This is a genomic window from Spongiactinospora sp. 9N601 (assembly GCF_044326295.1).
Lineage (GTDB): Bacteria > Actinomycetota > Actinomycetes > Streptosporangiales > Streptosporangiaceae > Spongiactinospora > Spongiactinospora gelatinilytica.
In genome coordinates, this window is sequence record NZ_JBIRBB010000002.1 from 241,384 (window position 1) to 266,794 (window position 25,411).

Consider the following 25,411-nt stretch of genomic DNA (forward strand, 5'->3'; position numbering starts at 1 on the left):
CGCGGGGGCGGAAGGGGTCAGCGGTTGTCGAGGACCTGAGCCGCCCCGGGCACGTCCATGACCGACCGCTGGGGCGGTCCGACGTAACGTGCGCTGGGACGGACCAGGCGGCCGGTCCGCTTCTGCTCAAGGATGTGCGCGGCCCAGCCGGCCGTACGCGCGCAGGTGAACATCGAGGTGAACATGTGCGGGGGCACCTCGGCGAAGTCGAGCAGCAGGGCCGCCCAGAACTCCACGTTGGTGGCCAGCACGCGGTCCGGCTTGCGGGCGTGCAACTCGGCCAGCGCGGCCCGCTCAAGCGCCGCGGCGACCTCGTAGCGCGGTGAGCCCAGCTCCTGGGCGGTACGGCGGAGCACGCGGGCGCGCGGGTCCTCGGCGCGGTAGACGCGGTGGCCGAAGCCCATCAGCCGCTCGCCGCGGTCCAGCGCCTGCTTGACGTAGGTCTCGGCGTCGCCGATCCGCTCGACATCCTCGACCATGTGCAGCACCCGCGCGGGTGCGCCACCGTGCAGCGGCCCCGACATCGCGCCGACCGCGCCGGACAGCGCGGCGGCCACGTCGGCGCCGGTGGAGGCGATGACCCTGGCGGTGAAGGTCGAGGCGTTCATGCCGTGCTCGGCGGCCGAGGTCCAGTACGCGTCGATGGCCTTGACGTGCTTGGGGTCAGGCTCACCGCGCCAGCGGATCATGAATCTCTCGACGATGCTCTCGGCCTGGTCCACCCGGCTCTGCGGGACCATCGGCAGGCCCAGGCCCCGGGCGGACTGCGCGACGAAGCTCAGCGCGGTGACGCTGGCCCTGGCCAGGTCCTCGCGGGCCTCCTTCTCGTCGATGTCGTGCAACTGCCGGAAGCCGTACGCGGGCGCCAGCATGGCCAGCGCGCTCTGCACGTCGACGCGGATGTCACCGGAGTGGACGGGGATCGGGTACGGCTCCGCGGGGGGCAGCCCCGGCTGGAAGTCGTTGTCCACCAGCAGGCCCCAGACGTGGCCGAAGGTGACCTTGCCGACGAGCTCTTCGATGTCGACGCCCCGATAGCGCAGGGCGCCACCTTCCTTGTCCGGTTCCGCGATCTCGGACTCGAAAGCCACTACACCTTCGAGCCCGGGTTTGAAGTCGGACATTCTCGGCCGCCTCCCTTTCCTGAGTCAAAGCCTTGATGTCGAGATACCGGCGGGTCTTATTCAACCCCCTGTCCGGCCCCACCCCGCCGCCGGGCATGTCGAAGAGCAATAGTGCCAGGTAGGGGGGCCTGCGCAGGTCATGTACCCGGGCGGGGAAGAATAGCGTCCCGTGGACGCCGCATCGCGCCCCCCTTCTCTGGCGGGGCTTCGCCGTACGTATCAGGGCGAGCCGCTGCTCGAAGCGGACCTCGCCGCCGAGCCGGTGGCGCAGTTCGCCACGTGGTTCTCCGACGCCCTGGACTCCGGGCTACCCGAACCCAACGCCATGGTCCTGGCCACCGCCTCGGCGGGCGGCCGGCCCAGCGCGCGGACGGTGCTGCTCAAGGGGTACAGCACACAGGGTTTCGTCTTCTACACCAACTACGAGTCGCGCAAGGGCCGCGACCTCGCCGAGAACGCGAGGGCGTGCCTGCTGTTCCCCTGGCATCCGATCCGCCGCCAGGTCCGCGTGGAGGGGTCCGTGGTACGGCTGTCCAGGGAGGAGACGGCCGCGTACTTCCACAGCCGGCCGTACGGCTCGCGGATCGGCGCCTGGGCCTCCCGCCAGTCCGCCGTGGTGGCCTCCAGGGAGGACCTGGACGCCCGCTACGAGGAACTGGCCGCGCGCTGGCCCGAAGATCCGCCCGTGCCCGACTTCTGGGGCGGGTTCCGGGTGGTCCCGCAGGAGGTCGAGTTCTGGCAGGGGCAGACCGACCGGATGCACGACCGGCTGCGGTACCGCAGGTCGGGCGGTGGCTGGGTGCTGGAACGCCTGGCCCCGTGATGGTCCCGTGGCGGGTAAGGCCAAGCCGGGGCAGTGACCGATCTATGGATTCATTGATCCGTTTTACGGGGGAGGCGGGGGCTGCCGGGTAGCCGAAGGGTCTTCGAGCGCCGCCACGGGAGGACGGCCATGGCTCTTCAGGTGCTTCCGCTGGCCGTCACCATGGTCGCGGGGCCGCAGATCATGTCGGCGATCATCCTGCTCACGCACCGGCAGGTGGTGCGGGTGCCGCTGGCGTACCTCGCCGGGGTCACGATCGCGACCGTCGCGGGGGTGGCGCTGGCCCGGCGGATCGCGGCCCTGCTCTCCGGCGTCCTGCCACTCGGCGATCCCGCCGACGGCGGATGCCGCTGCTGGGCTACCTGGCCTTCCGGCGGCGGGTGACCGCCGTCATGCCCCGGGTCCGGGACTGGATGGGCTCGCACGGCCGGCTGATCAACATCGTGGTGTGCCCGCTGTTCAGCGGCCTGATCCTGGCCTGATTCCGAAGGCCCCGCTCACCGGGCCAGGACCTTGGCCTTGGCGTGCTCGAACTCCTGCGGGGTGAGGTCGCCGTGGTTCCTGAGGTCGGCCAGCCGGGCGAGTTCGTCGGCCTGGCCGGTGCCCTGGAAGGCGCGCCGCTCGGCGGCCTCGTAGTAGCGGGACTCGCGTTCGGCCAGCGCGGCGACCTCGCGCCTGCCCATCCCCTTGCCGCGGACGACCAGGTACACGAAGACCCCGACGAGCGGCAGCACGATCACGAAGATCGACCAGCCGGCCTTGACCCATCCGTTGAGCGAGTCGTCGCGGAAGATGTCCACGATGACCCGGAAGAGCAGCATCAGCCAGAGCACCCAGAGGAAGAACCACATCATCGTGAGGAAGATGTTGAGCAGCGGGTAATCGTCCATCGGTCGTCCCCTCCTGTGATCGGAGCGCCGGGCGGCGCTTCGCGCGTCGGTGCGGGCCAGATGGCCCCCCGTGCCCGCAGGTCAGCCCGCGAATCCGGCCGGATCACATCGGGACGGACAATTTACGATCTCTTGCCCGCATATGGCCCGGGTGTCCCCTGCCGGACGGCACATGGTTCCCTTTGAGGGGACAAATACGAACTTGACCGGGGGTAAATGGGTGGCTGGGCGGTTGTGGCAGCGGATTGCCGTCGATACCACCCCTTTGCGGAACGTCGCCTACCGGCGGCTGTGGTGGGGCCAGGGCGTCTCCTTCATCGGCTTCCAGCTCACGTCGGTGACCATGGGCGCGCAGATCTACTCGATCACCGAGTCGTCGTTCTGGGTCGGCATGATCGGCCCGGCCAGCCTGGTGCCCCTGGTGGTCTTCGGCCTGTGGGGCGGGGCGGTCGCCGACGCGATGGACCGCCGCAGGCTGCTGCTCGCCGGGTCCCTGATCGCCTGGGTCGCGACCGGCGCGCTGCTCCTCCAGGCCGTACTCCGGATCGACAACGTCGCGCTGATGCTGGGGACGGTGGCCGTCCACTCCGCCGGTTTCGCCGTCACCGGCCCCACCCGCGGCGCGATCATCCCCAGGCTGGTGACCGTCGAGGAGGTCCCGGCCGCCAACACCCTGAACTTCCTGGTCGGCAACCTCGGCACGGTCATCGGCCCGCTGCTGGCCGGTATCGTGCTCGACCGGGGCGGCTTCGCCACCGCCTACCTGATCGACTTCATCCTGTTCACCGGCGGCTTCTACGCCGCGCTGCGCCTGCCGCCGCTGCCGCCGCTGAGCGAGATCACCCGGCGTCCCGGCTGGCGGTCGGTCAACGAGGGCCTGGGCTTCATCGCGCGGCACCCCGTGGTGCTCATGTCGTTCGTCGTGGACATCATCGCCATGGCCTTCGCACTGCCCAGGGCGCTGTTCCCGGAGATCACCGCCGAGCGGTTCGGCAACTCGGGGATGGCCTTCGGCTGGCTTTCGGCCAGCATCGCGATCGGCTCGGTGATCGGCGGGCTGTTCTCCGGCTGGGTCGGCAGGGTGCGCCGCCAGGGGGTGGCCCTGACCATCGTCATCGCGCTGTGGGGCCTGTCCGTGGCCGCCGCCGGGCTCGCGGGGCAGCTCTGGCTGATGGTGGCGCTGCTCGCGCTGGGCGGCGCGGCGGACATGGTGTCGGCCGTGTGGCGGCAGACCATCCTCCAGACGTACGCGCCGGACGAGATGCGCGGGCGCCTGCAGGGGGTGTTCCACGTCGTGGTCGCGGGCGGGCCGCGCCTGGGCGACCTGCGGGCCGGGGCGACGGCCGCCGTGGTGGGCGTCATGCCCGCGTGGGTGGGCGGCGGGATCGTGTGCGCGATTTTGGTGGTCGTGGTCGGGCTCGCCGTACCGGCCTTCCGGACCTACCGGCCCGCAGGCCGCTGACTCACCGGGTGACCCCCTCCCGGGCGGCCACCATCAGGTCCGCCAGGAACTCCTGGTACGCCTCGTCCCGGTCGGGCGCCCGCAGTACCGCGGACGGGTGGACCGTGGCCACCAGCGTGGTCTCGCCGTGCGGCATCGGCTCGCCCCGGTGCCGAGTCAGCCGGAACGACGGGCCGAGCAGCGCCCTGGCCGCCGTCGCGCCGAGGATGACCGTGACCTCGGGGTGCAGCAGCCGCAGTTCGGCGTCCAGCCAGGGCGCGCACGCGGACACCTCGGCGGCGCTCGGCTTCTGGTGGATGCGGCGCTTGCCCTTGTAGGTGAACTTGAAGTGCTTCACGGCGTTGGTCAGGTACACCGCGTCGCGCTCGATGCCCGCCTCCGCGATCGCCCGATCCAGCACCCGGCCGGCCGGTCCCACGAACGGATGGCCCTGGCGATCCTCCTGGTCACCCGGCTGCTCCCCGACGAACACGTACCGGGCGTCCGCGCCGCCCTCGCCGAAGACGGTCTGCGTCGCGTCGCGGTACAGGTCGCAGCCCTGGCAGTGGGCCGCGGCTGCGCGGAGGGCCGCGATGTCGCTCATGCCGGATCGGTCGGGAAGGAAATGCTCTGCTCCGGTGTTGGCCTGCTTTGCCACGCTCGTCAACTCCTGCCAGGCGGTCGATTCGGCTTCGTCCGGCACATTGCCGCCACTGCCCTCGCCGAGCCGTCTCAGTCCAGGGCCCGATGGGCGTAGCATCGTGGAAGGACGGGAGGAGCCCTTGACCGCACATGGCCTGATCGACACGACGGAGATGTATCTCCGGACGATCTACGAGTTGGAAGAGGAGGGGATCGTCCCTCTTCGCGCGCGTATCGCCGAGCGCCTGCAGCAGAGCGGGCCGACGGTCAGCCAGACGGTCGCGCGCATGGAGCGCGACGGCCTCGTGCGCGTGGAAGGCGACCGCCACCTCACGATGACCGAGCTGGGCCGCACCCTGGCCATGCGCGTGATGCGCAAGCACCGGCTCGCGGAGTGCCTGCTCACCCAGGTGATCGGGCTGCCCTGGGAGGAGGTCCACGTCGAGGCGTGCCGCTGGGAGCACGTGATGTCGGAGTCCGTCGAGGCCAGGCTCGTGACGCTGCTCAACAAGCCCACGGTCTGCCCGCACGGCAACCCCATCCCGGGCCTCGACGAACTGGGCGTCAGCGACTCGGTTCTGGTCGACGACGATGCCATGCTGGCGATGTCCGACCTCGCGGGCGCGCGTGACATGGCCGTCGTGGTGCGACGAATTAGCGAACAAGTGCAAAGCGATCCTGCTGTGATGCTTAAACTCAAGCAAGTTGGGATACAACCCGGACGCGAGGTGACGCTCGCGGCGAGCGACGACGGTGTGCGGGTGACAGGTGACGATCAGGCTGACAACACGAGCGCGGAGCTGCCACGTGAGGTCGCCGCGCATGTTTTTGTCGCAAAGCGCTGATCGCCGCGCGGCTGCTTGGTTGAATCCCTCCAGGGAGACTCCCTACTGCTCGATCAACGCAGGAGCATCCGTGGTTCGCTACCCGCATGACCACCCGTACGAGGTGGTGATCGCCGGATGAAACGCTGGGGGGATCTCTCGCAGGACGCCGCGGACCACCTCTCGCCCGCGTCGGTCCTCGACCACGCGGAGATGGCCGTCGTGGTCACCGACCGGTTCAGCAACCTCCTTTACTGGAACCCGTTCGCCGAGAAGCTGTTCGGGCGGCCCAGCCGGCCGGCGGGGTCCCGTGATCCGGAAGCCCTGTCCATGGGCATCATGGAGAAGGACCACCCGCTGGCCGTCGAGCTGGCCAAGCACGTGCTGCGCGGCGGCGTGTGGGAGGGCACCTTCGACGTCACCCGGTCCGACGGCACGATGATCTACGTCAGGGCGCAGGCCGTGCCGCTGCGCCACTCCTCCGGGTCGGTCACCGGCATCGTGATCACCGCCCGCGAGGCGATGCGCAGCAACGAGCGGGAGAAAGACCGCTTCGGCCTGCTGGAACGCATCGGCGAACGGCTGGCCGGGTCCCTCTACGTCGAGGAGACCCTCAAGCGCGTCGCCGACATGCTGGTCCCGCAGTTCGCCGACCACTGCTTCATCGAGCTGATGGAGAACGACCGGCTGATCCGCAGGGTGTCCACCCACGTCCAGAACTGGGCCCCGCCGCCGGACAGCTGGCGCCCGGTCGGCGCGGAGATCCACTACCCGCCCGGCCACTACGCCGAGTCGGCCATGCGCCGCCAGGAGACCATCCTGGTGGAGGACTTCTCGCAGGTCAGCTACCCGAGCGCGAGCGTGGCCAGCGCCAAGCTGTGCGGCGAGATCGGGATGACCTCGGCCATCGTCGCCCCGCTGTGCGTGCGCGGCGAGATCCTCGGCCTGATGTACCTCGGCCTGTCCAACCTCACCGACCGGCGCAACCCGCACTACGACGCCTTCGACCGCGACTTCGTCGGCGCCATCGCCACCAGGGTCGCCCTGGCCGTGGACAACGCGCTGCTGTTCGAGGAGGAGCGGCACACCGCCGAGTCCTTCCAGAAGCACCTGCTGCCCCGCGCGCTGCCGCAGCTCGACGGCCTGCGGATCGCGGTGCGCTACTACCCGGCCGCCCCGCTCGCCTCGCACGGCCAGGGCATCCAGACGCAGGTGGGCGGCGACTGGTACGACGTGATCCCGCTCTCGGCCGGCCGGGTCGGCATCGTCATCGGCGACGTGGAGGGCCGCGGCGCGAAGGCCGCCGCGATCATGGGCCAGCTCCGCGCCGCGCTGCGCGCCTTCGCCCAGGACGACAAGTCGCCCGCCGACATCCTGGCCCGGCTGGACGAATGGACCCGCCTGGTGGCCACCCCCGAGCCCGGCCCCGGGGGCGACGACATCGCCGTGTCGCCCATCGTGACCTGCCAGTACATGGTCTACGACGCCTGGTCACGGACGCTCTCCTTCGCCAACGCCGGGCACGCCCCGCCGCTGCTGCTGGTCGACGGCACCTGCCAGGAACTCGACATCCACGAGGTGGGCCAGCCGCTCGGCGTCCATGCCAAGGGCATCCACGCCGACCTCGTCTACAAGGAGGAGACCCGCACGCTGCCCCCGGGCGCGTCGCTGCTCCTCTACACCGACGGCCTGGTGGACCGCCGCCCCGCGCGCGACGCCGACGGCACCATCCCGAGCCAGGAGGAAAACCTCCAGCTCCTCTGTGACAAGCTCGCCAAGATCGGCGACATCTCGGTCGAGGAGCTGGCCGACGCGGCGACCGTCGCCGTCCCCGGCGAGATCGACGACGACATGGCCATCCTGGTCATCCGCTCCAGCCCCGCCGATCTCGAAGTCGAGGAGCGCACCTTCCCGGCCCAGCCGATCATGGTGGGCGAGGCCCGCCGGATGGCCGCCGAGGCGTTTTCCGGGTGGAACGTGCCGGAGGAGCGCGCCGAGCTGGCCTGCCTGCTGGTCTCTGAGGTGGTCACCAACGTGGTCCTGCACGCGGCCACCGCCTCGGTACCACGCCGCGAGCTGACCATGGACGGGCCGCCGATCCCCTTCGACGAGTCATGGGACCTCCCGGGCCTTGAGGAGGAGGCGGTCGGCGAGAAGGAGTTCACGCTCCGGCTGCGCCGCGGCGGCGAGTCGGTCTGGGTCGAGGTCTTCGACCAGGACCTCCGGCTGCCGCGCATCCGCAGCGCGGGCGAGAACGACGAAGGTGGCCGCGGCCTCTACCTCGTCGACCAGCTCGCCAGCCGGTGGGGCTCCCGCCCCACCCAGGAGGGCAAGGCGGTCTGGTTCGAGATCCCCACCCGAGGCCGCTAGCGGCGGGTCAGCTTCCGGGCGCGTCCGCGCACCCGGCGGGCGGGGCGGCGGCGGGCCGGTCGGCCCAGTGCAGTTCGCAGCGGATGACGACGGGGTACAGGCCGTGCAGCGCCGTACCGGACTCCAGCGCGCCCGCGACCGCCTCCAGCAGCGCCAGATAGGACGTCCAGCCCGTCGGCCCGTCGTAGCGCACGTTCGCATTCCACTTCTTCACGCCGATCCGGCCGTCGCCCGGGCGGAGGAAGAGCTGACGGCTGCCGCCCGCCGCGAACGGCACCAGGCTGCCGTGCCATGAGCCGGTGAGCGGGTCGGCGGCCTCCGGCGGTCCGTCCACCACCAGGTCCCGGCAGTTGGCGCGGTGCATCTCGGTGATGCCGGAAAGGCCCGCCAGGCGGTGCTCCGGGGGCACCCGGAAGCCTGAGCCGAAGCCGTCGTCCGCCCCGTCGTGGCGGAGCAGGGAGGCGCGCAGGTCGTCGGGGAGCCGGTTGGCGTTGTCGTGCTCCCAGGCGGCGATCTGCTGCTCGGTGGCGGGACGGCCGAGCTTGCCCAGCGTGGTCGGCGCGTTCGCGGCGAGCCGGCGTTCGATCCGGTCCCAGGCGGCGTTGATCCGTGCGGACACCTGCGGGTCGATCGGCCGCACCGGCAGCGTGAACGTCGGCTCGGCGTTCGCGATCGGCCCGATCGTTTCGGAGGTGGTGAGCCCGCCGCCTTCCGTGAAATGGACGGGCAGGCAGCCGGCGGCCCGGGCCTGCTCCGGAGTGAGACTCCTGGCCCGGAACGCGGCCTCGGCCTTCCGATCGCGCCTGCCGTCGGGGCCTTCGCAGGTGAGCGAGACCGTGGTGCCGTCGGAGACGATGCCGCACGCGACCAGTCCGTGGGCCATCGGGCCGGCGGCGGCGGTGCAGGTTCCAGTGAGCAGGGTGACGGCGAGGGCGGCCCCGATACCGCGCCTGCCCGATAAGCCGGATTTGCGGCTCATGTCGGGCACACTATCCGGGCGCGGCGGACCGCCGTCGGGTCAGCGGAAGGTCTGGGTCCAGATGGCCAGCACGACGATGATGAAGACGATCATGACACCGCCGTAGGCGAGCGGCCCGAGGCGCAGCATCCGGCGCACTCTGTTGAGGCCCCAGGCGAACAGCAGCGCCAGGAACACCAGCAGGATGAGACCGCTGTCGATCGCCACACGACCAGTATGCGCCCTCCCGGCCGCCCGCGTGGGGAATCCGGGGCCGGTGACCGCAGTCCATCGTGGTGAATCGGTACGAAGCCGGACGCCCGGTGTGGTACTTCTCTAGTCCGAGAGCTAGGGGAGGGCCTTCCACCGGATCATGGGCGCTGACCATTCGCACGGCCCCGCCGTGCCCGCTTCCCGTGGCGCGGTGATCGCCACCTTGGCCGTGATCGTCCCGCTGGCGCTGGCCACCCTCGCCGCGCTGGTCTGGCTCTGGCCGGGCGGCTCGGCCGGCGCCGTACCGGAGGCGGGCCCCGCCCCCGAGCGGGTGACCGGCACGATCGCCGCGGTCACCCTGAAGCCCTGCCAGGAGGAGCCGCCCCCGGACGGGCAGGCGCCCGGACAGCAGCCCACGCCCGACCCGGCCACCTGCGGCGACGCCGCAGTCGAACTGACCGGAGGGCCGCAGCAGGGCGAGAGCATCACCGTGGCGCTGCCCAGCGGGCCGGGCGCGCAGGTCTTCTCGGCGGGCGACGACATCGTGCTCCTCCACACGCCCGGCGACGAGAAACTGGGCGCGTCGCCGTACCAGATCTCCGACCACGACCGTTCGCTGCCGCTCGGGCTGCTGGGCGCGGCGTTCGCGCTGGCGGTGATCGCCTTCGGCCGGTGGCGCGGAGTGAGCGCGCTGGCCGGGCTGGCGATCACGTTCGTGCTGCTGCTGATGTTCGTCATCCCGGCGATCCTGGAGGGGCATCAGCCGCTGCTGGTGGCCGTCGTCGGGGCGGCGGCGATCATGCTGACCGTGCTGTACCTCACGCACGGGTTCAGCGTGCGCACGTCCATGGCGGTGATGGGCACGCTGCTCAGCCTGACCCTCACCGGTGTGCTCGCGTTGGCGGCGATCGGGATCGCCCACCTCAACGGGATCACCGACGAGAGCTCCTTCAACCTGGACATGAGCCTCCAGATCAACACCCAGGGGCTGCTGCTGGCCAGCATCATCATCGGCTCGCTCGGCGTGCTCGACGACGTCACCGTCACCCAGGCCGTCACGGTCGCCGAACTCGCGCACGCCAACCCCGGCTACACCGTGCGGCAGCTCTACCGCGCCGGGGCGCGGGTGGGCCGGGCGCACATCGCCTCGGTGATCAACACCATCATCCTGGCGTACGCGGGCGCGTCGCTGCCGTTGCTGCTGCTCATCAGCGTCGGCCGGCAGCCGCTCGGCGAAATCGTCAACACCCCGGTCATCGTGCAGGAGATCGTCCGCAGCGTGGTCGGCACCATCGGCCTGATCGCCGCCGTACCGATCACCACGGCCCTCGCGGCCTTCACCGCCACCCGCCGGGCGGCCGGTACGGATCACCACGAAACCGACCACGATGAAACCGGCCACGACCGGCACGTCCCCCGCTCCGCCCGCCACCGCCGCACCGGGTACGGCAGGGCGCGCGGCAACGGCGAGCTCACCCGGGGGCTATAGCCGACGACCGTCACTCTCCGAATATGATCGGGTACTCATGGTGGTGACGGTTCGAGGAGGCTTCCGCATGTCCGTGCGACGTATCGCAGGCAGGGCCGGTGCCGCGCTCGCGGCGCTCGTGCTGGCCGGCACGCTCGCCCCACCGGCCGGCGCGGAGGTGAAGGCGTACTTCGAGTTCGACTATCCGCCGCACCCCGGCAAGTGGGTCATCAAGCTCGTCGAGCCCGCCAAGATCCAGCACGCCAGAGACCTGCTGAGCGGCGCGACGGACGCCGACCCGCACGTCAAGGGCTGGATCGTGAAGGTCCGCGTGCCGCACAACGACAAGTGGAGCTGGCACTACGACCCCCACTCGATCACCTTCATCGCCCGCGGCAGCCGATCGTGCGACGCGCCGCCGGCCGAGGTCGAACGGCGGCTCGCCGAGGTGGGCGACACGTTCCTGCCCGGCCGCATCTGGTGCCCGAGGCGGTCGCGCATCCTGCGCGAGGTGCGTTAGGCCCCGATCGCCGCGCTAGAAGCCGAAGGAACGGCCGATGATCTCCTTCATGATCTCGGTGGTGCCGCCGTAGATCGTCTGCACCCGGCTGTCCAGCCACGCCTTGGCGACCGGATACTCCTGCATGTAGCCGTACCCGCCGTGGAGTTGCAGGCAGCGGTCGATGACCTTGTTCTGCAACTCGGTGGTCCACCACTTGGCCTTGGCCGCGTCCACGGCGTCGAGCCGCCCGGCGTTGAGCGCCAGGACGCACTTGTCCAGGTAGTGCCGGGCGATCTCCACTTCGGTGGCCAGTTCGGCGAGCACGAACCGGGTGTTCTGGAAGCCGCCCAGGTTGTGGCCGAACGCCGTGCGGGTCTTGCAGTATTCGATCGTGCTCTCCAGCACGGTCTCGGCCGCGGCCACCCCCGCCACCGCGATGGACACCCGCTCCTGCGGAAGATTGCGCATGAGCTGGACGAACCCCTGGCCGTCCCGGTCGCCGAGCCGGTTGGCCACCGGCACCCTGACGTTGTCGAAGTACAGCTCGGCGGTGTCCTGGGCGTGCATGCCGACCTTCTCCAGGTTCCGGCCCCGAGTAAAGCCGTCCATGCCGCGTTCCGCCACCAGCAGCGTGGTGCCCTTGGCCCCGGCCTTCGGGTCGGTCTTGGCGGCCACGATGACGAGGTCGGCGTTGATCCCGTTGGTGATGAAGGTCTTCTGGCCGTTGAGCAGGTAGTGGTCCGCGCCGTCCGCCCTGATCGCGGTGGCGCGGATGCCCTGGAGGTCACTGCCCGCGGCGGGTTCGGTCATCGCGATGGCGGTCACCAGCTCACCGGACACGAACCCGGGCAGCCAGCGTTGTTTCTGTTCGTCGTCGGTCAGGTTCACCAGGTAGGGGGCCACGATGTCGTTGTGCAGGCCGAAGCCGAGACCGGTGGCGCCGACCCTGATGATCTCCTCGACGATCACCATGTTGTAGCGGAAGTCGGTGATGCCCGCACCGCCGTACTCCTCGGGCACCGAGAAGCCGAACATGCCCAGCTCGCCGGCCTTCTTCCAGACCTCGCGGGGGACGATGCCGTCCTTCTCCCACTGGGCGTGGTGCGGTACGACCTCGCGGGCCAGGAAGTCTCTGACGGTCTCTTGGAAGAGCAGGTGTTCCTCGTCGTAGAGGTCACGTCGCATGCTTCGCCTCCTGTATGCCCGCTCCTGTCTAACAGAATAGTGTTCTATTCGCGCCGTGGTACAGGTTCCGGTGGACATCACAAGTGCGCCACAGTGCGGAAATCGACCTCGGCGGCGTTCGCCCGCTCAGTACGCTTTTCTGGGACTTGTGATCGGAGTGTGCGGTGAGCGGGTCGGGAGCAGGGCTGCGTAAGGCCATCCTCATGTCGGCGTTAAGCCTGGTGGGCGGGGGCCTGTTCGCGATATCCAGTACCCCGGCCGAGGCCAACACGGTAGGCGTGGATCTGGACTACAACTGCACTGGCGGTATCGGCCAGGGCACGAAGCTGAGGGTGACGGTCACCGCGCCGACCACGATGAGCGTGGGGCGGCCCATCGATGTGAAATGGGCCATCGCCTACCGCGACCAGACGGCCTTCACCGCGCCGGATGAGCAGCTGACGGGGTCGGTGCTGTCGGCCAGGGGCACCCTGCACATCGAGGGGCCGTGGCGCGGCAGGGACGTGGCCGAGGGCTCCCTCAAGCAGTTCGCGCTGAAGAAGGGCGACCCGCTGGCACCGCCGTCCCTGGTGACGGGCGAGGTGGGCGCGACCAAGCCGGGCGAGATCAGGATCACGCCGCGAAAGCTCGTGGTGGACTTCACCCCGGCCGTCGGCGAGAAGACGATCAACGACGACGATCCCAGCTTGCAGTACCTCCCGGCTTGGCAAGACTTCAACGACCGCAAGCCGCCGCTCAACAACATCGGCCAGGACGTACACGGGACCGAGCAGCAGAACGCCAGCGTGGCGTTGACCTTCGCGGGCACTGGCGTGGACTTCATCACCGAGCGGGACCATCGGGCAGGTCCCCTGGAGTTCGAGATCGACGACCGGCCTGTTGAGAAGGCCGATCCGTCCAAGAACGAGGACAACTCGCCGGTCACCGGAGAGAACATCGGCGGCCACACCTTGTGGAAGGTGCGCGACCTGCCCTACCAGATGGACCACAAGCTCACCGTCAAGAACCTCGAAGCAAAGTGGGCCATTGTGGACGCCTTCAAGGTGGTGACGCAGGAGTTCAAGGCCCCGCCGTCGATGTTCCGCGCGGTCTGCACGCCCGTCCAGAAGAACGTGACCTTCAGGATCACCGTAGGCGACCAGCCGTCGCCGACCCCCCACACTCCGACCCCCAGCAGCACCAACACCAACAACGGCGGCCAGAACGGCAACGGCGGCCAGTCCACTCCCACCACCACGGCGACCGCCACTGTCACGGCGTCGCCGAGCCCCGCCCCCACCAGCACCCGGACGGTGACCGCCACCGCGACCCCGCAGGTCGAGATCACCCCGGTAGGCGCTCCGCAGACCGGAGAGTCGCCCGTGCCGCCCTCTGGAGCGGCGTTGATCGGGGCGGGTTCCGCCATGCTGGCGGGCGCGATCATGGGTGGTGTGGCGCTGCGCAGACGCAGGGCAGCGCATGTCGGAGCCGGGCAGTGACCGCACCACCGCACCCTGGCGGTAAGGGGGCCAAAGAGCGGCTGCGGGCGGCTGCTCTGCCCGCCGTGCTCGTGGCCGGGTCGCTCGGCGGGATCGCGGCGATCGTGGCCGGTCTGCTCACGTACCTCGCCCCGCCCGTCGAGCCGGACCGGACGCAAGAGGGTGTCCTGGCCGCCGCCCCCGTGCCACAGCAGCAGGACAGGCCCGCCGCGGACGTCGTCCAGCAGGCCGCCGAGCCTGCGATGCTGCCCACCGTCGGGCCTGGCGGCCCCGGCGTGCCGCTCACCGCCGCCGAACCGGCCGCACCGCCGCCGATGCCGTCGGTCAAGGCCCCGCCGCCGGTCCGTACCGACGCGCGGACCCGCCCGACGAAGATCTCCATCCCGGCCATCGGGGTCTCCGCCGGGCTCATGTCGCTCGGCGTCCAGAAGAACCGCGAGATCGCCGTCCCGCCGCTGAGCAAGCCCAAACTGGCCGGGTGGTACCAGCACGGCCCGGTGCCCGGCCAGATCGGCCCGGCCGTGATCCTCGGTCATGTGAACAACCGGCAGGGCCCCGCCGTCTTCGCCCGCCTGCACCAGGTCAAGCGCGGGCAGAAGATCCGGGTCACCCGGACGGACGGCAAGGTCCTGGAGTTCACCGTGGACGGCGTGGAGAAGATCCGCAAGGCGCGGTTCCCGACCGCCCGGGTCTACAGCAACCTCAACGACGCCAGCCTGCGCCTGATCACCTGCGGCGGCATTTATGACCCCCGCCGGCACAGCTATACGGACAACATCATCGTCTACGCGACCCTCTCCAAGCGGACCCGCTGAGACGGCGCGATCACCGCTCGTGACGATCTACCGTTGCGAGACTGAATCTATGCCCGATTTCGGCATATGGGTGCAGATTCTCATGAACTGTTCATAGGATCTGAGTCGAAACATCAGTAATGACTGGCATGCTGGTGCGCCTGTCGGCCCGGTAGACCGCATCGAAACGGAGAACGGGACAGTGCTGAAGTCCAAGGCGCGGCGTCGCGTCGCCCTGAAGACCGCCGCCCTGGGAGCCATCGGGGGAGGTCTCATCTTCGGAGCGATCCCCGCCCTGGCTACGCCGATCGATGTCGTCTACTCCTGTACGCCTCCCAACGGCCAACCGACCACCGTGACGTTCCCGATGGAACTGGTGGGCCCCTCCGGCACCCCCTCCCCGAACACGGCGGTGACCATCACCTGGCGGATCGGCGGCTCGGCCTCCCCGACCGCCACGTCAACGGCGACGCCATCGCCCACGGTCACTCCCACGAACAGCAGCACTCCGCTGCCCGCCCCCGCGTCCATCTCCGCGAACGCGACGGTCGTGGCGCAGGGCACCGTGTCGGCCAGCGGCCCGATCGCCAGTTCCACTCCCACCGCGACGGGTGCCGTCGTGGTCGCCACAGCCGTCCCATCAGGCAGCCCGATGCCGATTCCCACGTCGATGGCCGTGGTCCTGCAACCCACCGCCTCCGGCACGCTCGCCATCCAAGGCGGGGGCTTCGTCCTCAAGGCGGGCACCGGCTCCAACACCGTCTACTACAACTGCTCCGGTGTGGGCCCGTCCCTGAACCTCCCCATCGGCGCGGCCGGCACGCCGTCCGGCACCCCCACCGCCCCGACCCCCACCCCCTCCGACACGCCCTCCCCGACGCCCAAGAAGACCAACACCAGGACGGCGACGATCACGGCGGACACCCAGATCGACAAGACCCCCAAGGACGGCGCGGCCACTGGAGGCGGTGGCGAGATGGGGCCGGACGGGCGGATGTTCGTGCTGGTGGGCTCGGTTCTGGTGCTGGGTGCGGGGGTCGGCGGGTTGTTCATGCGCCGCCGGGCCCAGGCGTCCAAGGGCTGATCGGGCGGGCCGGCGGTGACGACCCAGCCTCCGGAGGAGGGATATCCGCAGCAGAGCGGTTATCCCCACCCAGGCCAGCCCGTCCCCTACGGCCAGCCGCAGCAGTACTACGCGCAGCCGGGACAGGTCTACTACACCCCGCCGTCTCCGCCGCACCCCCCCGAGCCGCCCAAGAAGGACGGCGGCCGGGCGCTGTTCTCGATCCTTGTGCTGGCCGCGGTGGCCGGAGTGGTCACCGTGGTGGTCGGCCTGGTCTTCATGCTGACCGATCCCGCCGCCTACAACCTGTCCGACGGCCGCACGCAGCTTCCGGCCAAGGTCCAGCCGTCGGCGGCGGGCGAGTTCTTCCAGGCCGCGCCCAGCGTGCCGCCACCGCTGCCGCCGATCACCCCGGCCCCGCCGATGCAGCCGTCCACCCCCAAGCGGCTGGTCATCAAGAAACTGAAGGTCAACGCCCCGATCAGCTCCGTGGGCCTGGCCAAGGACGGCACGATCCAGGTGCCCCCCGCCAACAACCCCAACCTGGTGGGCTGGTACCGCCTCGGCCCCACGGCGGGCCAGGCCGGGCCGTCGATCATGCTGGGGCACAAGGACACCGCCACCCGCAGCGCGGTGTTCAGCCGGCTGCCCGAGCTGCGCTACGGCGACCAGATCGAGGTGCACCGCCAGGACGGTACGGTCGCGGTGTTCACGGTGGGCGGCGTCGAGCAGGCGGACAAGCGGACCTTCCCCACCCAGCGCGTGTACGGCGACCGGGACAACGCCCAGCTCCACCTGATCACCTGCGGCGGCACCTACAACCGCGTCACCGGCCATTACACCGACAACGTCATCGTTTACGCCACCCTGACCAGCAGCCACCGCATTTCCCGCGCTTCCTAGGCATCCGCGGCGCGCGAAGCTTTAGAATCCCCGGCAGGGGTGAACGATGAGCAGGCGGCCCACCATCAGCACCTCGATGCTGGCCGCCGTCGCGGCGGCGGCCTGGTTGTCGATAGTGGAGTTACCCGATCTGTGGCGATCCCCGGCCTGGGGGATGGGCCTGCTGGTGGGCATGTCGTTCATCTACGCGGGGGTCGTGGCGTGGCGCGGCCACCCGCACAACCGGGTCGGCCCGCTGATGGTCGCCCTTGGCGTGGCCTGGATTCCGCAGCAGTTCAAGTTCGCCCTCGGCGAGCAGCACGGGGCCTTGGACCTGCTCGATCTGGGCGTCGGCCTGTGGGCGGGCGTCGCCTGTCACCTGTTCCTGGCCTTTCCCACCGGGCGGCTGGACGGCCTGCCGGCCAGGATCGTGGTCGGCATCGCCTACGCGGAGTCGCTCTGCATCCCGGGCGCGTCGGTGTTCGCCGAGCTGCGGCCGGAGGAGCCGTGGCACACGATCGTGACGTTCGTGGACCGCACCTCCTGGGGTCTGATCATCGCGGCGGGCGTGGCGGTGATCGGGCTCGCGGCGGTGCGCTGGCTGGAGGGCACCGCCGCCCAGCGGCGGGCCGTGACGCCGGTGGTGGCCGCCTCGATGGTCGCCACGATGGCGTTCATGGCCGACCGGGTGCTCAACGTCTGCGACATCGTCGCCCTGGGGTTTCCCGCCGATTCGCTGTTCGGGGCGTTCGTGGGGGTGCCGATCGCCTATCTGGGCAGCATGATGCGGGGCCGGATCGACCGGGGCAGGGTCGCCGACCTCGTCGTACGGCTGCGCGGCAGGCGGCAGCGGGACGGCCTGGAGAGCGCGCTCGCGGCCACCCTGAAGGACCCCACGCTCAAGGTCGCCTACTGGATGGCCGACCAGGGCCGGTACGTCGACGCCGACGGCAACCCGGTCACGCTGCCGCCGCCACGGGGCAGCGGCCGGGTGATGACCCGCGTCGATCAGGGGGAGGCGCGGCTGGCCGTGCTCCTGCACGACGCGGCGCTGCTGGAACAGCCGCTGCTGGTCGACGCCGCGTGCGCGGCGGCGGCCCTCGCGCTGGAGAACGAACGGCTCACCGCCGACCTGCGGGCGCGGGTGCGGCAGCTCGCGGCGTCGCGGGCGCGGATGCTCCAGTGGGGCGAGGCCGAACGCCGCAGGATCGAACGCGACCTGCACGACGGCGTCCAGCAGCGGCTGTTGTCGGTCGCGATGACCCTCGGGCTGGCCGAGGCGACCACCGATCCGGCGCGGGCGCGGGCGCTGGTCGGCGAGGCGAAGTACGCGGTGCTCGGCGCGCTGGACGACCTGCGGGCGGTCAGCCACGGCATCCACCCGCCTGTGCTGACCGAGCGCGGCCTGCCCGGCGCGGTCAAGGAGCTGGCCGCCGTCGCGCCGGTGCCGGTCGAGTGCGTGATCGAGATGGCCGGGCCGCTGCCGCAGGCGGTCGAGAGCGCGGCCTACTACATCGTCAACGAAGGGCTGGCCAACGTGACCAAGCATGCGGGGGCGAGCCGGGCCTGGGTACGGCTGGCCCGCGGCACCGGGCGGTTCGTGGTGGAGATCGGCGACGACGGGCGCGGCGGCGCGGACCCGGCCCTCGGTTCGGGGCTGGAGGGCCTCAACCACCGCGCCGAGGCCAACGGCGGCCGGCTGACGCTGGTCAGCCCGCCCGGCCGGGGCACAGTGATCATGGTGGAGCTGCCGTGCGAGTAGCGATCTGCGAGGATTCCGCCCTGTTCCGGGAAGGCATGACCCGGCTGCTGGCCGAGGCCGGGTACCAGGTCGTCACGGCCGTGGACGACGCCGACAAGCTGCTGGCCAGCGTCGCGGCGAACCCGCCCGACGTGGCCATCCTGGACATCCGGCTGCCGCCCACGCACACCGACGAGGGACTGCGCGCCGCGCTGACCCTGCGCCGGCGTCATCCGGAGGTCGGGGTCTTGGTGCTCTCCCAGTACGTGCGGGTCAGCTACGCGGTCGAACTCCTCGAAGGCGGCGTGGAGGGCATCGGCTACCTGCTCAAGGACCGCGTCTCCGACCTGGCGGAGTTCGCGGCGGCGATCCGCCGGGTGGGCTCGGGCGGGTCGGCGCTGGATCCCGTGGTGGTCGAGCGGCTGGTGAGCAGGCACAGCCAGCCCGACGACCCGTTGAGCCGGCTCACCGGGCGGGAGCGCGACGTACTACGCCTGATGGCCGAAGGCCGGACCAACCTGGCCATCTCCGAACGGCTGGCCATCGCCGAGCGCACGGTGGAGAAGCACTGCACGAGCATCTTCGGCAAGCTCGGCCTCACCGCCGGGCCGCACGACCACCGGCGGGTGCTCGCCGTACTGCGCTACCTGAACGCCTGACGATCACCTGCGGACACGCAATGCGGAAGGTGCGGTTACCCGTACCTTTCCCGGTGCGGTTGCCCGGCTTCCGCGTGTGGGCGGCACGGGGGAGGATGCAGGCGACGAAGGGAGTCTTGACCGTGGCAGTGGCAAACGCCGGCTTACGGCGGATGGTGATCGATTCGGGGGAGCCGCGGACATGGGTCTCGGCGCGGACGGACCTGGTCACGGCGTTGCTGGGGGTCTGGTTCGGCATCGGTCTGATGATCGACGCGTGGGCGCACAGCAACCTCGCCGAACTGGAGACGTTCTTCACCCCGTGGCACGCGGCGTTCTACTCCGGCTTCGCCGCCGTCTCCGGGTGGATCATCTGGCAGGTGTGGCGCAACGTCCGGGCGGGCCGGCAGGGGCTGGCGGCGGTGCCGACCGGCTACCTGGCGGGGCTGGTCGCCATTCCGGCGTTCGCCGCGTTCGGCTTCGTGGACATGATGTGGCACACGTTCCTCGGCATTGAGACCACGATCGACATCCTGTTCAGCCCCTCCCATCTGGGGCTGATCTCTACGATGCTGCTCATTCTCACCACGCCGTTGCGTTCGGCGTGGAACGCGCCCGACATCGCCGAGCGGCCCTCGCTCGGCCGGTTGTTCCCCGCGCTGCTCGGGCTGGCGCTGGCGGGCACGCTGGTCTCGCTGTTCGTCTCCTACGGCAACGCGATGCAGTGGGAGGGGCGCGGCATCGTCGCCGCGCTCTCCGAGATGGAGGGTCCCCGGACCGGCGACCTGGCCTCCTCGATCTTGATCACCAACGCGGTGCTGCTCCTCCCGGTGCTGTTCCTGCTGCGCCGGTGGCGGCTGCCGTTCGGCAGCGTGACCGTCATGTACCTGGTCGGGGTCCTGATGCCGGGCGCGCAGACCGCCTTTGACAACGTGCCGATCCTGCTCGGCTTCGTCGCCGGGGGCCTGGTCAGCGACCTGCTGATCCGGTGGCTGAATCCATCGGCGGAGCGCCGCGGCGCCTACTGGGCGTTCGCCGGGCTGTCGGCCTTCGCCACCTGGGCGCTGTACATCCTGGTGGCCTCGGTCTCGGCGGGCAGGCTGCCGGCCGTTCCTGAGCTGTGGACCGGCGCGCCGATCGTCGCCGGGCTGATCGGGCTCGCCCTCGGGGCGCTGTTGCTGCCCAACGCCCAGCGGGCATGATCCGGGCGCTCTGCCTGGTCCTCGGTCTGTCCGCCGTGCTGTTGCTGGCCGGCGCGGGCCCGGCCGCGGCGCACAACGTCGTGGTGGGGGCGGATCTGCGGATCGCCCAGACGATCGCCGGCGCGGAGCTGACGCTGGTGATCAAGGGGACCGAGCAGGTGCCGGGGCCGCTGCGGATCGGCGTGGAGACCTACCAGGCGGCGGGCGAGTTGCCGATCGCGCTGGAGCTGCGTTCGGTGGCCGACGGCCGTACGGTCACCGGGCGGCTCACGGCCGGGCCGGGCGACCGGTACACCCGGCTCCGGTTGGAGACGACCGGCCCGCACGAGCTGACGTTGCGGGCGGGCGGCGAGGTCGCCGTGGTGCCGTTCCGCGTCCTGGTGGACCGCGGGTCGATGTGGGAGCTGCTGATCTACGGGGGGCTGTTCGCGGCCGGGGTCGTGCTGGTCGGCGGCCTGCTGACCGGTGCGCTGTCCCGTCCGGGCCGGGCGGCCCTGCTGGTGGCGGGCGCCGCGGCCGGGGTCACGGTCGCGGCCATGATGGTCATCCTCGAACCGCAGCTCCCCACGGGCCCGCCGGACGGCGCCGCCCCCACCGCGACCGACCAGCAGCAGGCCGGGCGGCCGTACGTGCAGGGACGGGTGACGACGCTGCCGGAACGACCGGCGGCCGGGGAGGAGTTCACCTTGCGCATCGATCTGCTCGACGGGTCCACCGGCAGCCCTGTCGATGACCTGACCGTCCACCACGAGGCGCTCGCCCACGTGGTGGTCACCAGCGAGGACGGCCGCTACTTCCGGCACGTCCACTCGCTGCGCACCGCGCCGGGGCGGCTGGAGATCCGGCTGCGCGCCGACCGGGCGGGCCGCTACCGGACCTACACCGAGTTCGAGCGCGAGGACTCCGGCGGGCAGCTCATCTCCGCGGGCTTCACCGTCGGCGGCGAGGCCGCGAGCCCCGAGACCGCCGAGGTGCGGTCCGGCGCGGCGGTGACCCGGCCCGCCGTACCGGTGGCCGGGCGGGCCGCGACGATCGAGGTCCGCCCGACGGGCGCGGTACGTCCCTGGCTCGGCATGGCCGGCCACCTGATCGTGCGCAGCGCGGACGGTGAGTTCTTCGGTCACGTGCACGAGATGAGCCCGGCCGGGCAGGTCTCCGCGCAGGGACTGCGCTTCACCTACGCCTTTCCCACGGCCGGGCGGTATCTCGCCTGGGCGCAGTACGCCACGTCCGGCGGGATCGTGACCGTGCCGTTCACGGTGGAGGTCACGGGGGAGTCCGCCCGATGAGGAAGGCGCTGATCGCGGCGGCCCTGGTGGCCGTCGCCGTGACGATCTTCGTGCTCGGCCGGGGTGGCGGCGAGCCGGTCCGGGTGACCACGACCGGGACGCACTACGGCGTCACCGTGGTGATCGACAAGACGGCCGAACGCGACTTCACCGTCGAGATCCTGCTCGATTCCGGCGACGCGGACGCCGTCACGTTCTCCGCGGTGATGCCGACCATGGGCCACGCGATGCCCGAGGTCGCCGCGCGCAAGCCCGGCCCCGGCCGCTTCCTGGCCCAGGGCGACCTGTTCTCGATGACCGGGGTGTGGCAGCTCTCCATCCGCGTCACGGGCAGGGCGGGCGAGGAGACCCTGGGGGCGAGCGCGCTGATCAGCGGATAGGCCCGGGTGGTAGCCTCCGAAGAGAAACCGAACAATGCTCGGTCGCATCGGCGGCACCGGTCGGGAGGCACTGTGGCAGAGGCGTACATCGTCGGGGCGGTCCGTACCCCGGTGGGGAAGAAGAAGGGCGGGCTGTCGGCCGTACACCCGGTCGATCTGGCCGCGCACACGCTGCGGGCGCTGGTCGAACGCACCGGCGTGGACCCGGCGGCGGTAGACGACGTGATCATGGGCTGTGTCATGCAGATCGGCCCGCAGAGCGTGGACATCGCGCGTAACGCCTGGCTGTCGGCGGGCCTGCCGGAGAGCGTCGCGGGCGTCACGATCGACCGCCAGTGCGGCTCGTCCCAGCAGGCGATCCACTTCGCCGCGCAGGGCGTGCTGTCCGGCACCCAGGATCTCGTGGTCGCGGCGGGCGTGGAGTCGATGAGCATGGTACCGATCGGGTCGAGCGTCACCCTCGCCATGCAGCAGGGCATGCCGGCGCCGTACGGCAAGGGCTGGACCGACCGGTACGGCACGCAGGAGATCTCGCAGTTCCGCGGCGCGGAGCTGATGTGCGAGAAGTGGGGATTCACCCGCGAGGAGCTGGAACAGTACGCCTACGACAGCCACCAGCGGGCGGCGAAGGCCATCGCCAACGGCCACTTCCGCACGCAGATCGCGCCGCTCGCGGGCGTCGAGGCCGACGAGGGGCCGCGCCCGGACACCACCCTGGACAAGATGGCCGGGCTTTCGACCCTGCGTGAGGGCGGCGTGATCACCGCGGCCACCGCCAGCCAGATCTCCGACGGCGCGGGCGCGCTGCTGATCGCCTCAGCGGCGGCGGTACGCGAACACGGGCTGACGCCCCGGGCCCGGATCGTGACGCTGGCCCTGACCGGCGACGACCCGGTCTACATGCTGACCGCGCCGATCCCGGCGACCCGCAAGGCGCTGGCCAAGGCGGGGCTGTCCATCGGCGACATCGATGTGACCGAGATCAACGAGGCGTTCGCGCCGGTCCCGCTGGCCTGGCTGCGCGAACTCGGCGCGGACCCCGCGACCACCAACCCGAACGGCGGGGCGATCGCCCTCGGCCACCCGCTCGGCGGCACCGGCGCGATCCTGATGACCAAGCTGCTGCACGAACTCGAACGCGTGGGCGGCCGGTACGGCCTGCAGACCATGTGCGAGGGCGGCGGCCAGGCCAACGTGACCATCATCGAACGACTCTGAACCCATTACGGGCGACACCAGTGGCGGGGTGACCCGGACTCCGCTCCAGCCGGAGCCGGGCCACCGCGCCTGCCCTGCGGGTGTCTAGCGGCCCTTGGGCAGCCGGCGCGGCTGCTGGATCGGGCGCTGTGGCATCCGGGGCATCGGTGTCTGCCTGGGGTAGCCCCGCTGTGGGACGGCGGGGTTCTTACCGGTCTTTCTGGCATGGCGATTGCGCATATGCGGACCTCCTCGAAGTGGACGGCGACGCGGCGACCGGAAAAGGTCGAACCGTGCCTGGTCTCAGCTACCGCGTCGGAGAAACGGGGTCAGAAAGCTGAGCGGTGCGGGCCTGTCGCCGCGAGGACGCGGGACGGGGCCGGCTGCCGGCGGTCAGGAGTTGATCCACATGTCACCGACCCTATGCAGCGGGCCGGTCACGCGCAATCGATTATTTGATAGACCCGGCCGTGAGCCCGTTCACCACCTTCCGCTCGATCAGCGCGAACAGGATGATGACCGGGATGGTGGCGATCACCGATCCGGCGAACAGCCCTTGCCAGTCCACCTGGTACTGACCGATGTAGGAGTTCAGCGCCACGGTCAGCGGCTGGTTCTCCGGGGTCGTGCTGAGCATCAGCGCCACCGCGAACTCGTTCCAGGCGGCGATGAAGGTGAAGATCAGCGCGGTCACCACACCGGGCATGGCCAGCGGCAACGTGATCCGGAACAGCGTCCCGAACCGGCCGTTGCCGTCGATGAACGCGGCCTCCTCCAGCTCGCGGGGAATCGAGGAGAAGTACGCGTTCAAGATCCATACCGCGAAGGCCAGGTTAAATCCGCCGTTCACCAGGATCAGCGCCCAGACCGTGTCCACCAGGCCGAACTGGAAGAACTCCCGGTAGATGCCGACGAGCATCGCGGTCGGCTGGAACATCTGCGTGATCAGCACCAGGAACAGGAAGCCGGTGCGGAACCTGAAGTTGTGCCGGGAGGTGTAGTAGGCGGCCGGCAGCGCGACCAGCAGTACCAGCAGCGTCGAACCGGCCGCGACCTGGAGGGTGACCACCAGGTTCCCGGCCAGGCCGCCGCTCCAGAATTCGACCAGGCTGGACCACTCGAACGCGCTGGGCAGGTAGGTCGCCTCGCGCAGCGTCTCCTGCGGGCGCACCGCGGTGAGCAGCATGATCACGTACGGGAAGAGGAAGATCAGCGCGATCACATAGGCGGACCCGGCGATGACCACGCTCTTCAGGCGGGGGAGCGCCCGGGAGGGGGCGGGAGCGGAGTGCGCCATCACACGACCTCCGATCTCCACCGCGTGACCTTGAGGAATACCACGGTCAGAATGATCACCATGCCGAAGTTGACCACCGACATCGCGGCCGATTCCCCGATGTCCCGGTTCTTGAGGATGTACATGAAGATGGTGGACGTGGAGGTCGAGTAGCCGGGCTGCCCACGAGTCATCGCCCAGATGATCGGGAAGTTGTTGAAGACGTTCATCACGTTGATCAGCGCCGCGACCGTCAGCGCCGGGCGGAGCAGCGGGAACGTGATCGACCAGTAGATCCGCATCTTGGAGGCGCCGTCCATCCTGGCCGCCTCGTAGATGTCGCCGGGGATGGTGGACAGCCCGGCGATCAGCGCGTACGTGGTGAACGGCACCGAGACGAACACCGCGACGAAGATCAGCCAGGGCATGGCGGTCGCGGACTGCCCCAGCGGGTCGGCGGACGCGCCGCCGAGGGCGTCGAGGAAGCCCAGGTCGCGCCGGATCATGTTGATCACCCCGACCTCGGGGTCGAGCATCCACCGGAAGATGATCGCCGTCATCAGCACCGACGCCGCCCACGGCGCGATCAGCGCCCAACGCGCGATCTTGCGGCCGGGGAAGCGCTGGTTGAAGAGCTGGGCCAGGGCGAGGGAGATGATCACCGTGAGCCCGACCACCGCGACCACCCAGATCAGGGTGCGCCCCATGATGCTGGCGAAGTCGGGTTCGGCGAAGAGCTTGTTGTAGTTGGCCGTCCCGTTGCCGCCCTGGACGATGCCGAACTTGCTGATCTTGAGGAACGACGACCGGATCATCTCGACCACCGGCCAGAGCACCACGAGTGCGATCAGCACGATGGCCGGTCCGACCCAGGCCAGGGGTTCGAGGGCGCGCAATCCCCTCGATCTATGCCGCATCTGTCCTGCTTCCTAGGGAGGGTCCTGGAAAGGGGCCCGGGGGGTCTTTTGGGGGACCTGCGGGGACTTTTAGGGATCTGCAGGGTTCCGCAGGGAGGTACGGCCGGCGCCGGG

General features: G+C 70.4%; 26 protein-coding genes. 17 read left to right on the plus strand and 9 right to left on the minus strand.

Annotation, left to right across the window (positions count from 1 at the left end; genetic code table 11):
* Positions 1–17 precede the first annotated feature (17 nt).
* On the minus strand, positions 18–1,124 hold the full coding sequence (locus tag ACH34R_RS04660; protein ID WP_397560031.1) for a citrate synthase 2: 1,107 nt from the start codon (positions 1,122–1,124) through the stop codon (positions 18–20).
* Between the two features lie 169 nt (positions 1,125–1,293).
* Here ACH34R_RS04660 and pdxH point away from each other — a divergent pair, with 169 nt between their 5' ends.
* Positions 1,294–1,947: a pyridoxamine 5'-phosphate oxidase gene (pdxH, locus tag ACH34R_RS04665; protein ID WP_397560032.1), complete on the plus strand. Its 654-nt coding sequence runs from the start codon at positions 1,294–1,296 to the stop codon at positions 1,945–1,947.
* Between the two features lie 129 nt (positions 1,948–2,076).
* Positions 2,077–2,331, plus strand: coding sequence for a hypothetical protein (locus ACH34R_RS04670; protein ID WP_397560033.1), 255 nt, complete (start codon positions 2,077–2,079; stop codon positions 2,329–2,331).
* 113 nt (positions 2,332–2,444) lie between these two features.
* Here ACH34R_RS04670 and ACH34R_RS04675 read toward each other — a convergent pair whose 3' ends face one another.
* Positions 2,445–2,837 (minus strand): SHOCT domain-containing protein, encoded by a 393-nt coding sequence (locus ACH34R_RS04675; protein ID WP_397560034.1) that lies wholly within the window; start codon positions 2,835–2,837, stop codon positions 2,445–2,447.
* Between the two features lie 265 nt (positions 2,838–3,102).
* On the opposite strand from ACH34R_RS04675, the gene ACH34R_RS04680 reads away from it, so the two are divergent.
* Complete coding sequence (locus tag ACH34R_RS04680) at positions 3,103–4,299, plus strand: MFS transporter (RefSeq protein ID WP_397560035.1); 1,197 nt, start codon at positions 3,103–3,105, stop codon at positions 4,297–4,299.
* Between the two features lies 1 nt (position 4,300).
* Here ACH34R_RS04680 and ACH34R_RS04685 read toward each other — a convergent pair whose 3' ends face one another.
* Positions 4,301–4,981 carry a UdgX family uracil-DNA binding protein gene (locus ACH34R_RS04685; protein ID WP_397560457.1) on the minus strand — a complete coding sequence of 227 codons (681 nt, stop codon included), beginning with the start codon at positions 4,979–4,981 and terminating at the stop codon, positions 4,301–4,303.
* A 79-nt stretch (positions 4,982–5,060) separates the two neighbouring features.
* Between ACH34R_RS04685 and ACH34R_RS04690 the strand changes: the two genes are divergently transcribed.
* Together ACH34R_RS04690 and ACH34R_RS04695 are read left to right on the plus strand one after the other, a co-directional pair.
* A complete protein-coding gene (locus ACH34R_RS04690; RefSeq protein WP_111168980.1) occupies positions 5,061–5,765 on the plus strand; it encodes a metal-dependent transcriptional regulator in 705 nt (234 codons plus the stop codon).
* A gap of 117 nt (positions 5,766–5,882) precedes the next feature.
* Positions 5,883–8,114, plus strand: a complete 2,232-nt coding sequence (locus tag ACH34R_RS04695) for a SpoIIE family protein phosphatase (protein ID WP_397560036.1) — start codon at positions 5,883–5,885, stop codon at positions 8,112–8,114.
* 7 nt (positions 8,115–8,121) lie between these two features.
* On the opposite strand, the gene ACH34R_RS04700 is transcribed toward ACH34R_RS04695, so the two are convergent.
* Positions 8,122–9,093 carry an SMI1/KNR4 family protein gene (locus ACH34R_RS04700; protein ID WP_397560037.1) on the minus strand — a complete coding sequence of 324 codons (972 nt, stop codon included), beginning with the start codon at positions 9,091–9,093 and terminating at the stop codon, positions 8,122–8,124.
* A 39-nt stretch (positions 9,094–9,132) separates the two neighbouring features.
* Positions 9,133–9,300, minus strand: coding sequence for a hypothetical protein (locus ACH34R_RS04705; RefSeq protein WP_397560038.1), 168 nt, complete (start codon positions 9,298–9,300; stop codon positions 9,133–9,135).
* A 175-nt stretch (positions 9,301–9,475) separates the two neighbouring features.
* Between ACH34R_RS04705 and ACH34R_RS04710 the strand changes: the two genes are divergently transcribed.
* Complete coding sequence (locus tag ACH34R_RS04710) at positions 9,476–10,774, plus strand: YibE/F family protein (protein WP_397560039.1); 1,299 nt, start codon at positions 9,476–9,478, stop codon at positions 10,772–10,774.
* A gap of 67 nt (positions 10,775–10,841) precedes the next feature.
* Complete coding sequence (locus tag ACH34R_RS04715) at positions 10,842–11,273, plus strand: hypothetical protein (protein ID WP_397560040.1); 432 nt, start codon at positions 10,842–10,844, stop codon at positions 11,271–11,273.
* A 15-nt stretch (positions 11,274–11,288) separates the two neighbouring features.
* Here ACH34R_RS04715 and ACH34R_RS04720 read toward each other — a convergent pair whose 3' ends face one another.
* A complete protein-coding gene (locus ACH34R_RS04720) occupies positions 11,289–12,440 on the minus strand; it encodes an acyl-CoA dehydrogenase family protein (protein WP_397560041.1) in 1,152 nt (383 codons plus the stop codon).
* Positions 12,441–12,643: 203 nt separating this feature from the next.
* On the opposite strand from ACH34R_RS04720, the gene ACH34R_RS04725 reads away from it, so the two are divergent.
* Positions 12,644–13,918, plus strand: coding sequence for a hypothetical protein (locus ACH34R_RS04725; RefSeq protein WP_397560042.1), 1,275 nt, complete (start codon positions 12,644–12,646; stop codon positions 13,916–13,918).
* On the plus strand, positions 13,915–14,733 hold the full coding sequence (locus ACH34R_RS04730) for a class F sortase (protein ID WP_397560043.1): 819 nt from the start codon (positions 13,915–13,917) through the stop codon (positions 14,731–14,733). The genes ACH34R_RS04725 and ACH34R_RS04730 overlap by 4 nt, the downstream gene beginning before the upstream one ends.
* Before the next feature lie 297 nt (positions 14,734–15,030).
* Here the strand turns inward: ACH34R_RS04730 and ACH34R_RS04735 are convergent, their stop codons facing one another.
* Entirely contained in the window at positions 15,031–15,342 is a 312-nt protein-coding gene (locus tag ACH34R_RS04735; protein ID WP_397560044.1) for a hypothetical protein, read from the minus strand.
* 22 nt (positions 15,343–15,364) lie between these two features.
* Between ACH34R_RS04735 and ACH34R_RS04740 the strand changes: the two genes are divergently transcribed.
* From ACH34R_RS04740 to ACH34R_RS04775, 8 genes are all read left to right on the plus strand, one after another.
* Entirely contained in the window at positions 15,365–15,796 is a 432-nt protein-coding gene (locus ACH34R_RS04740) for a hypothetical protein (RefSeq protein ID WP_397560045.1), read from the plus strand.
* Positions 15,797–15,811: 15 nt separating this feature from the next.
* Positions 15,812–16,678 (plus strand): class F sortase, encoded by an 867-nt coding sequence (locus tag ACH34R_RS04745; RefSeq protein WP_397560046.1) that lies wholly within the window; start codon positions 15,812–15,814, stop codon positions 16,676–16,678.
* A 46-nt stretch (positions 16,679–16,724) separates the two neighbouring features.
* Positions 16,725–18,419, plus strand: a complete 1,695-nt coding sequence (locus ACH34R_RS04750) for a sensor histidine kinase (protein WP_397560047.1) — start codon at positions 16,725–16,727, stop codon at positions 18,417–18,419.
* Complete coding sequence (locus tag ACH34R_RS04755; RefSeq protein ID WP_397560048.1) at positions 18,410–19,057, plus strand: response regulator; 648 nt, start codon at positions 18,410–18,412, stop codon at positions 19,055–19,057. Before ACH34R_RS04750 ends, ACH34R_RS04755 begins: the two co-directional genes overlap by 10 nt.
* A gap of 122 nt (positions 19,058–19,179) precedes the next feature.
* Positions 19,180–20,238: a hypothetical protein gene (locus ACH34R_RS04760; protein ID WP_397560049.1), complete on the plus strand. Its 1,059-nt coding sequence runs from the start codon at positions 19,180–19,182 to the stop codon at positions 20,236–20,238.
* A complete protein-coding gene (locus ACH34R_RS04765; protein ID WP_397560050.1) occupies positions 20,235–21,527 on the plus strand; it encodes a hypothetical protein in 1,293 nt (430 codons plus the stop codon). The genes ACH34R_RS04760 and ACH34R_RS04765 overlap by 4 nt, the downstream gene beginning before the upstream one ends.
* Complete coding sequence (locus ACH34R_RS04770; protein ID WP_397560051.1) at positions 21,524–21,907, plus strand: hypothetical protein; 384 nt, start codon at positions 21,524–21,526, stop codon at positions 21,905–21,907. The genes ACH34R_RS04765 and ACH34R_RS04770 overlap by 4 nt, the downstream gene beginning before the upstream one ends.
* A 72-nt stretch (positions 21,908–21,979) precedes the next feature.
* Positions 21,980–23,125, plus strand: coding sequence for an acetyl-CoA C-acetyltransferase (locus ACH34R_RS04775; RefSeq protein WP_397560052.1), 1,146 nt, complete (start codon positions 21,980–21,982; stop codon positions 23,123–23,125).
* 430 nt (positions 23,126–23,555) lie between these two features.
* On the opposite strand, the gene ACH34R_RS04780 is transcribed toward ACH34R_RS04775, so the two are convergent.
* Together ACH34R_RS04780 and ACH34R_RS04785 are read right to left on the minus strand one after the other, a co-directional pair.
* A complete protein-coding gene (locus ACH34R_RS04780) occupies positions 23,556–24,401 on the minus strand; it encodes a carbohydrate ABC transporter permease (protein ID WP_397560053.1) in 846 nt (281 codons plus the stop codon).
* A complete protein-coding gene (locus tag ACH34R_RS04785) occupies positions 24,401–25,297 on the minus strand; it encodes a carbohydrate ABC transporter permease (RefSeq protein WP_397560054.1) in 897 nt (298 codons plus the stop codon). Before ACH34R_RS04785 ends, ACH34R_RS04780 begins: the two co-directional genes overlap by 1 nt.
* Positions 25,298–25,411 lie beyond the last annotated feature (114 nt).

Excerpts from the sequence above, each read along its gene's own strand:
- ACH34R_RS04660 (WP_397560031.1), bottom strand. The coding sequence starts at position 1,124 with ATGTCCGACTTCAAACCCGGGCTCGAAGGTGTAGTGGCTTTCGAGTCC.
- ACH34R_RS04670 (WP_397560033.1), top strand. The coding sequence starts at position 2,077 with ATGGCTCTTCAGGTGCTTCCGCTGGCCGTCACCATGGTCGCGGGGCCG.
- ACH34R_RS04675 (WP_397560034.1), bottom strand. The coding sequence starts at position 2,837 with ATGGACGATTACCCGCTGCTCAACATCTTCCTCACGATGATGTGGTTC.
- ACH34R_RS04695 (WP_397560036.1), top strand. The coding sequence starts at position 5,883 with ATGAAACGCTGGGGGGATCTCTCGCAGGACGCCGCGGACCACCTCTCG.
- ACH34R_RS04700 (WP_397560037.1), bottom strand. The coding sequence starts at position 9,093 with ATGAGCCGCAAATCCGGCTTATCGGGCAGGCGCGGTATCGGGGCCGCC.
- ACH34R_RS04715 (WP_397560040.1), top strand. The coding sequence starts at position 10,842 with ATGTCCGTGCGACGTATCGCAGGCAGGGCCGGTGCCGCGCTCGCGGCG.
- ACH34R_RS04720 (WP_397560041.1), bottom strand. The coding sequence starts at position 12,440 with ATGCGACGTGACCTCTACGACGAGGAACACCTGCTCTTCCAAGAGACC.
- ACH34R_RS04725 (WP_397560042.1), top strand. The coding sequence starts at position 12,644 with ATGTCGGCGTTAAGCCTGGTGGGCGGGGGCCTGTTCGCGATATCCAGT.
- ACH34R_RS04740 (WP_397560045.1), top strand. The coding sequence starts at position 15,365 with ATGCCGATTCCCACGTCGATGGCCGTGGTCCTGCAACCCACCGCCTCC.
- ACH34R_RS04750 (WP_397560047.1), top strand. The coding sequence starts at position 16,725 with ATGAGCAGGCGGCCCACCATCAGCACCTCGATGCTGGCCGCCGTCGCG.
- ACH34R_RS04765 (WP_397560050.1), top strand. The coding sequence starts at position 20,235 with ATGATCCGGGCGCTCTGCCTGGTCCTCGGTCTGTCCGCCGTGCTGTTG.
- ACH34R_RS04770 (WP_397560051.1), top strand. The coding sequence starts at position 21,524 with ATGAGGAAGGCGCTGATCGCGGCGGCCCTGGTGGCCGTCGCCGTGACG.
- ACH34R_RS04780 (WP_397560053.1), bottom strand. The coding sequence starts at position 24,401 with ATGGCGCACTCCGCTCCCGCCCCCTCCCGGGCGCTCCCCCGCCTGAAG.
- ACH34R_RS04785 (WP_397560054.1), bottom strand. The coding sequence starts at position 25,297 with ATGCGGCATAGATCGAGGGGATTGCGCGCCCTCGAACCCCTGGCCTGG.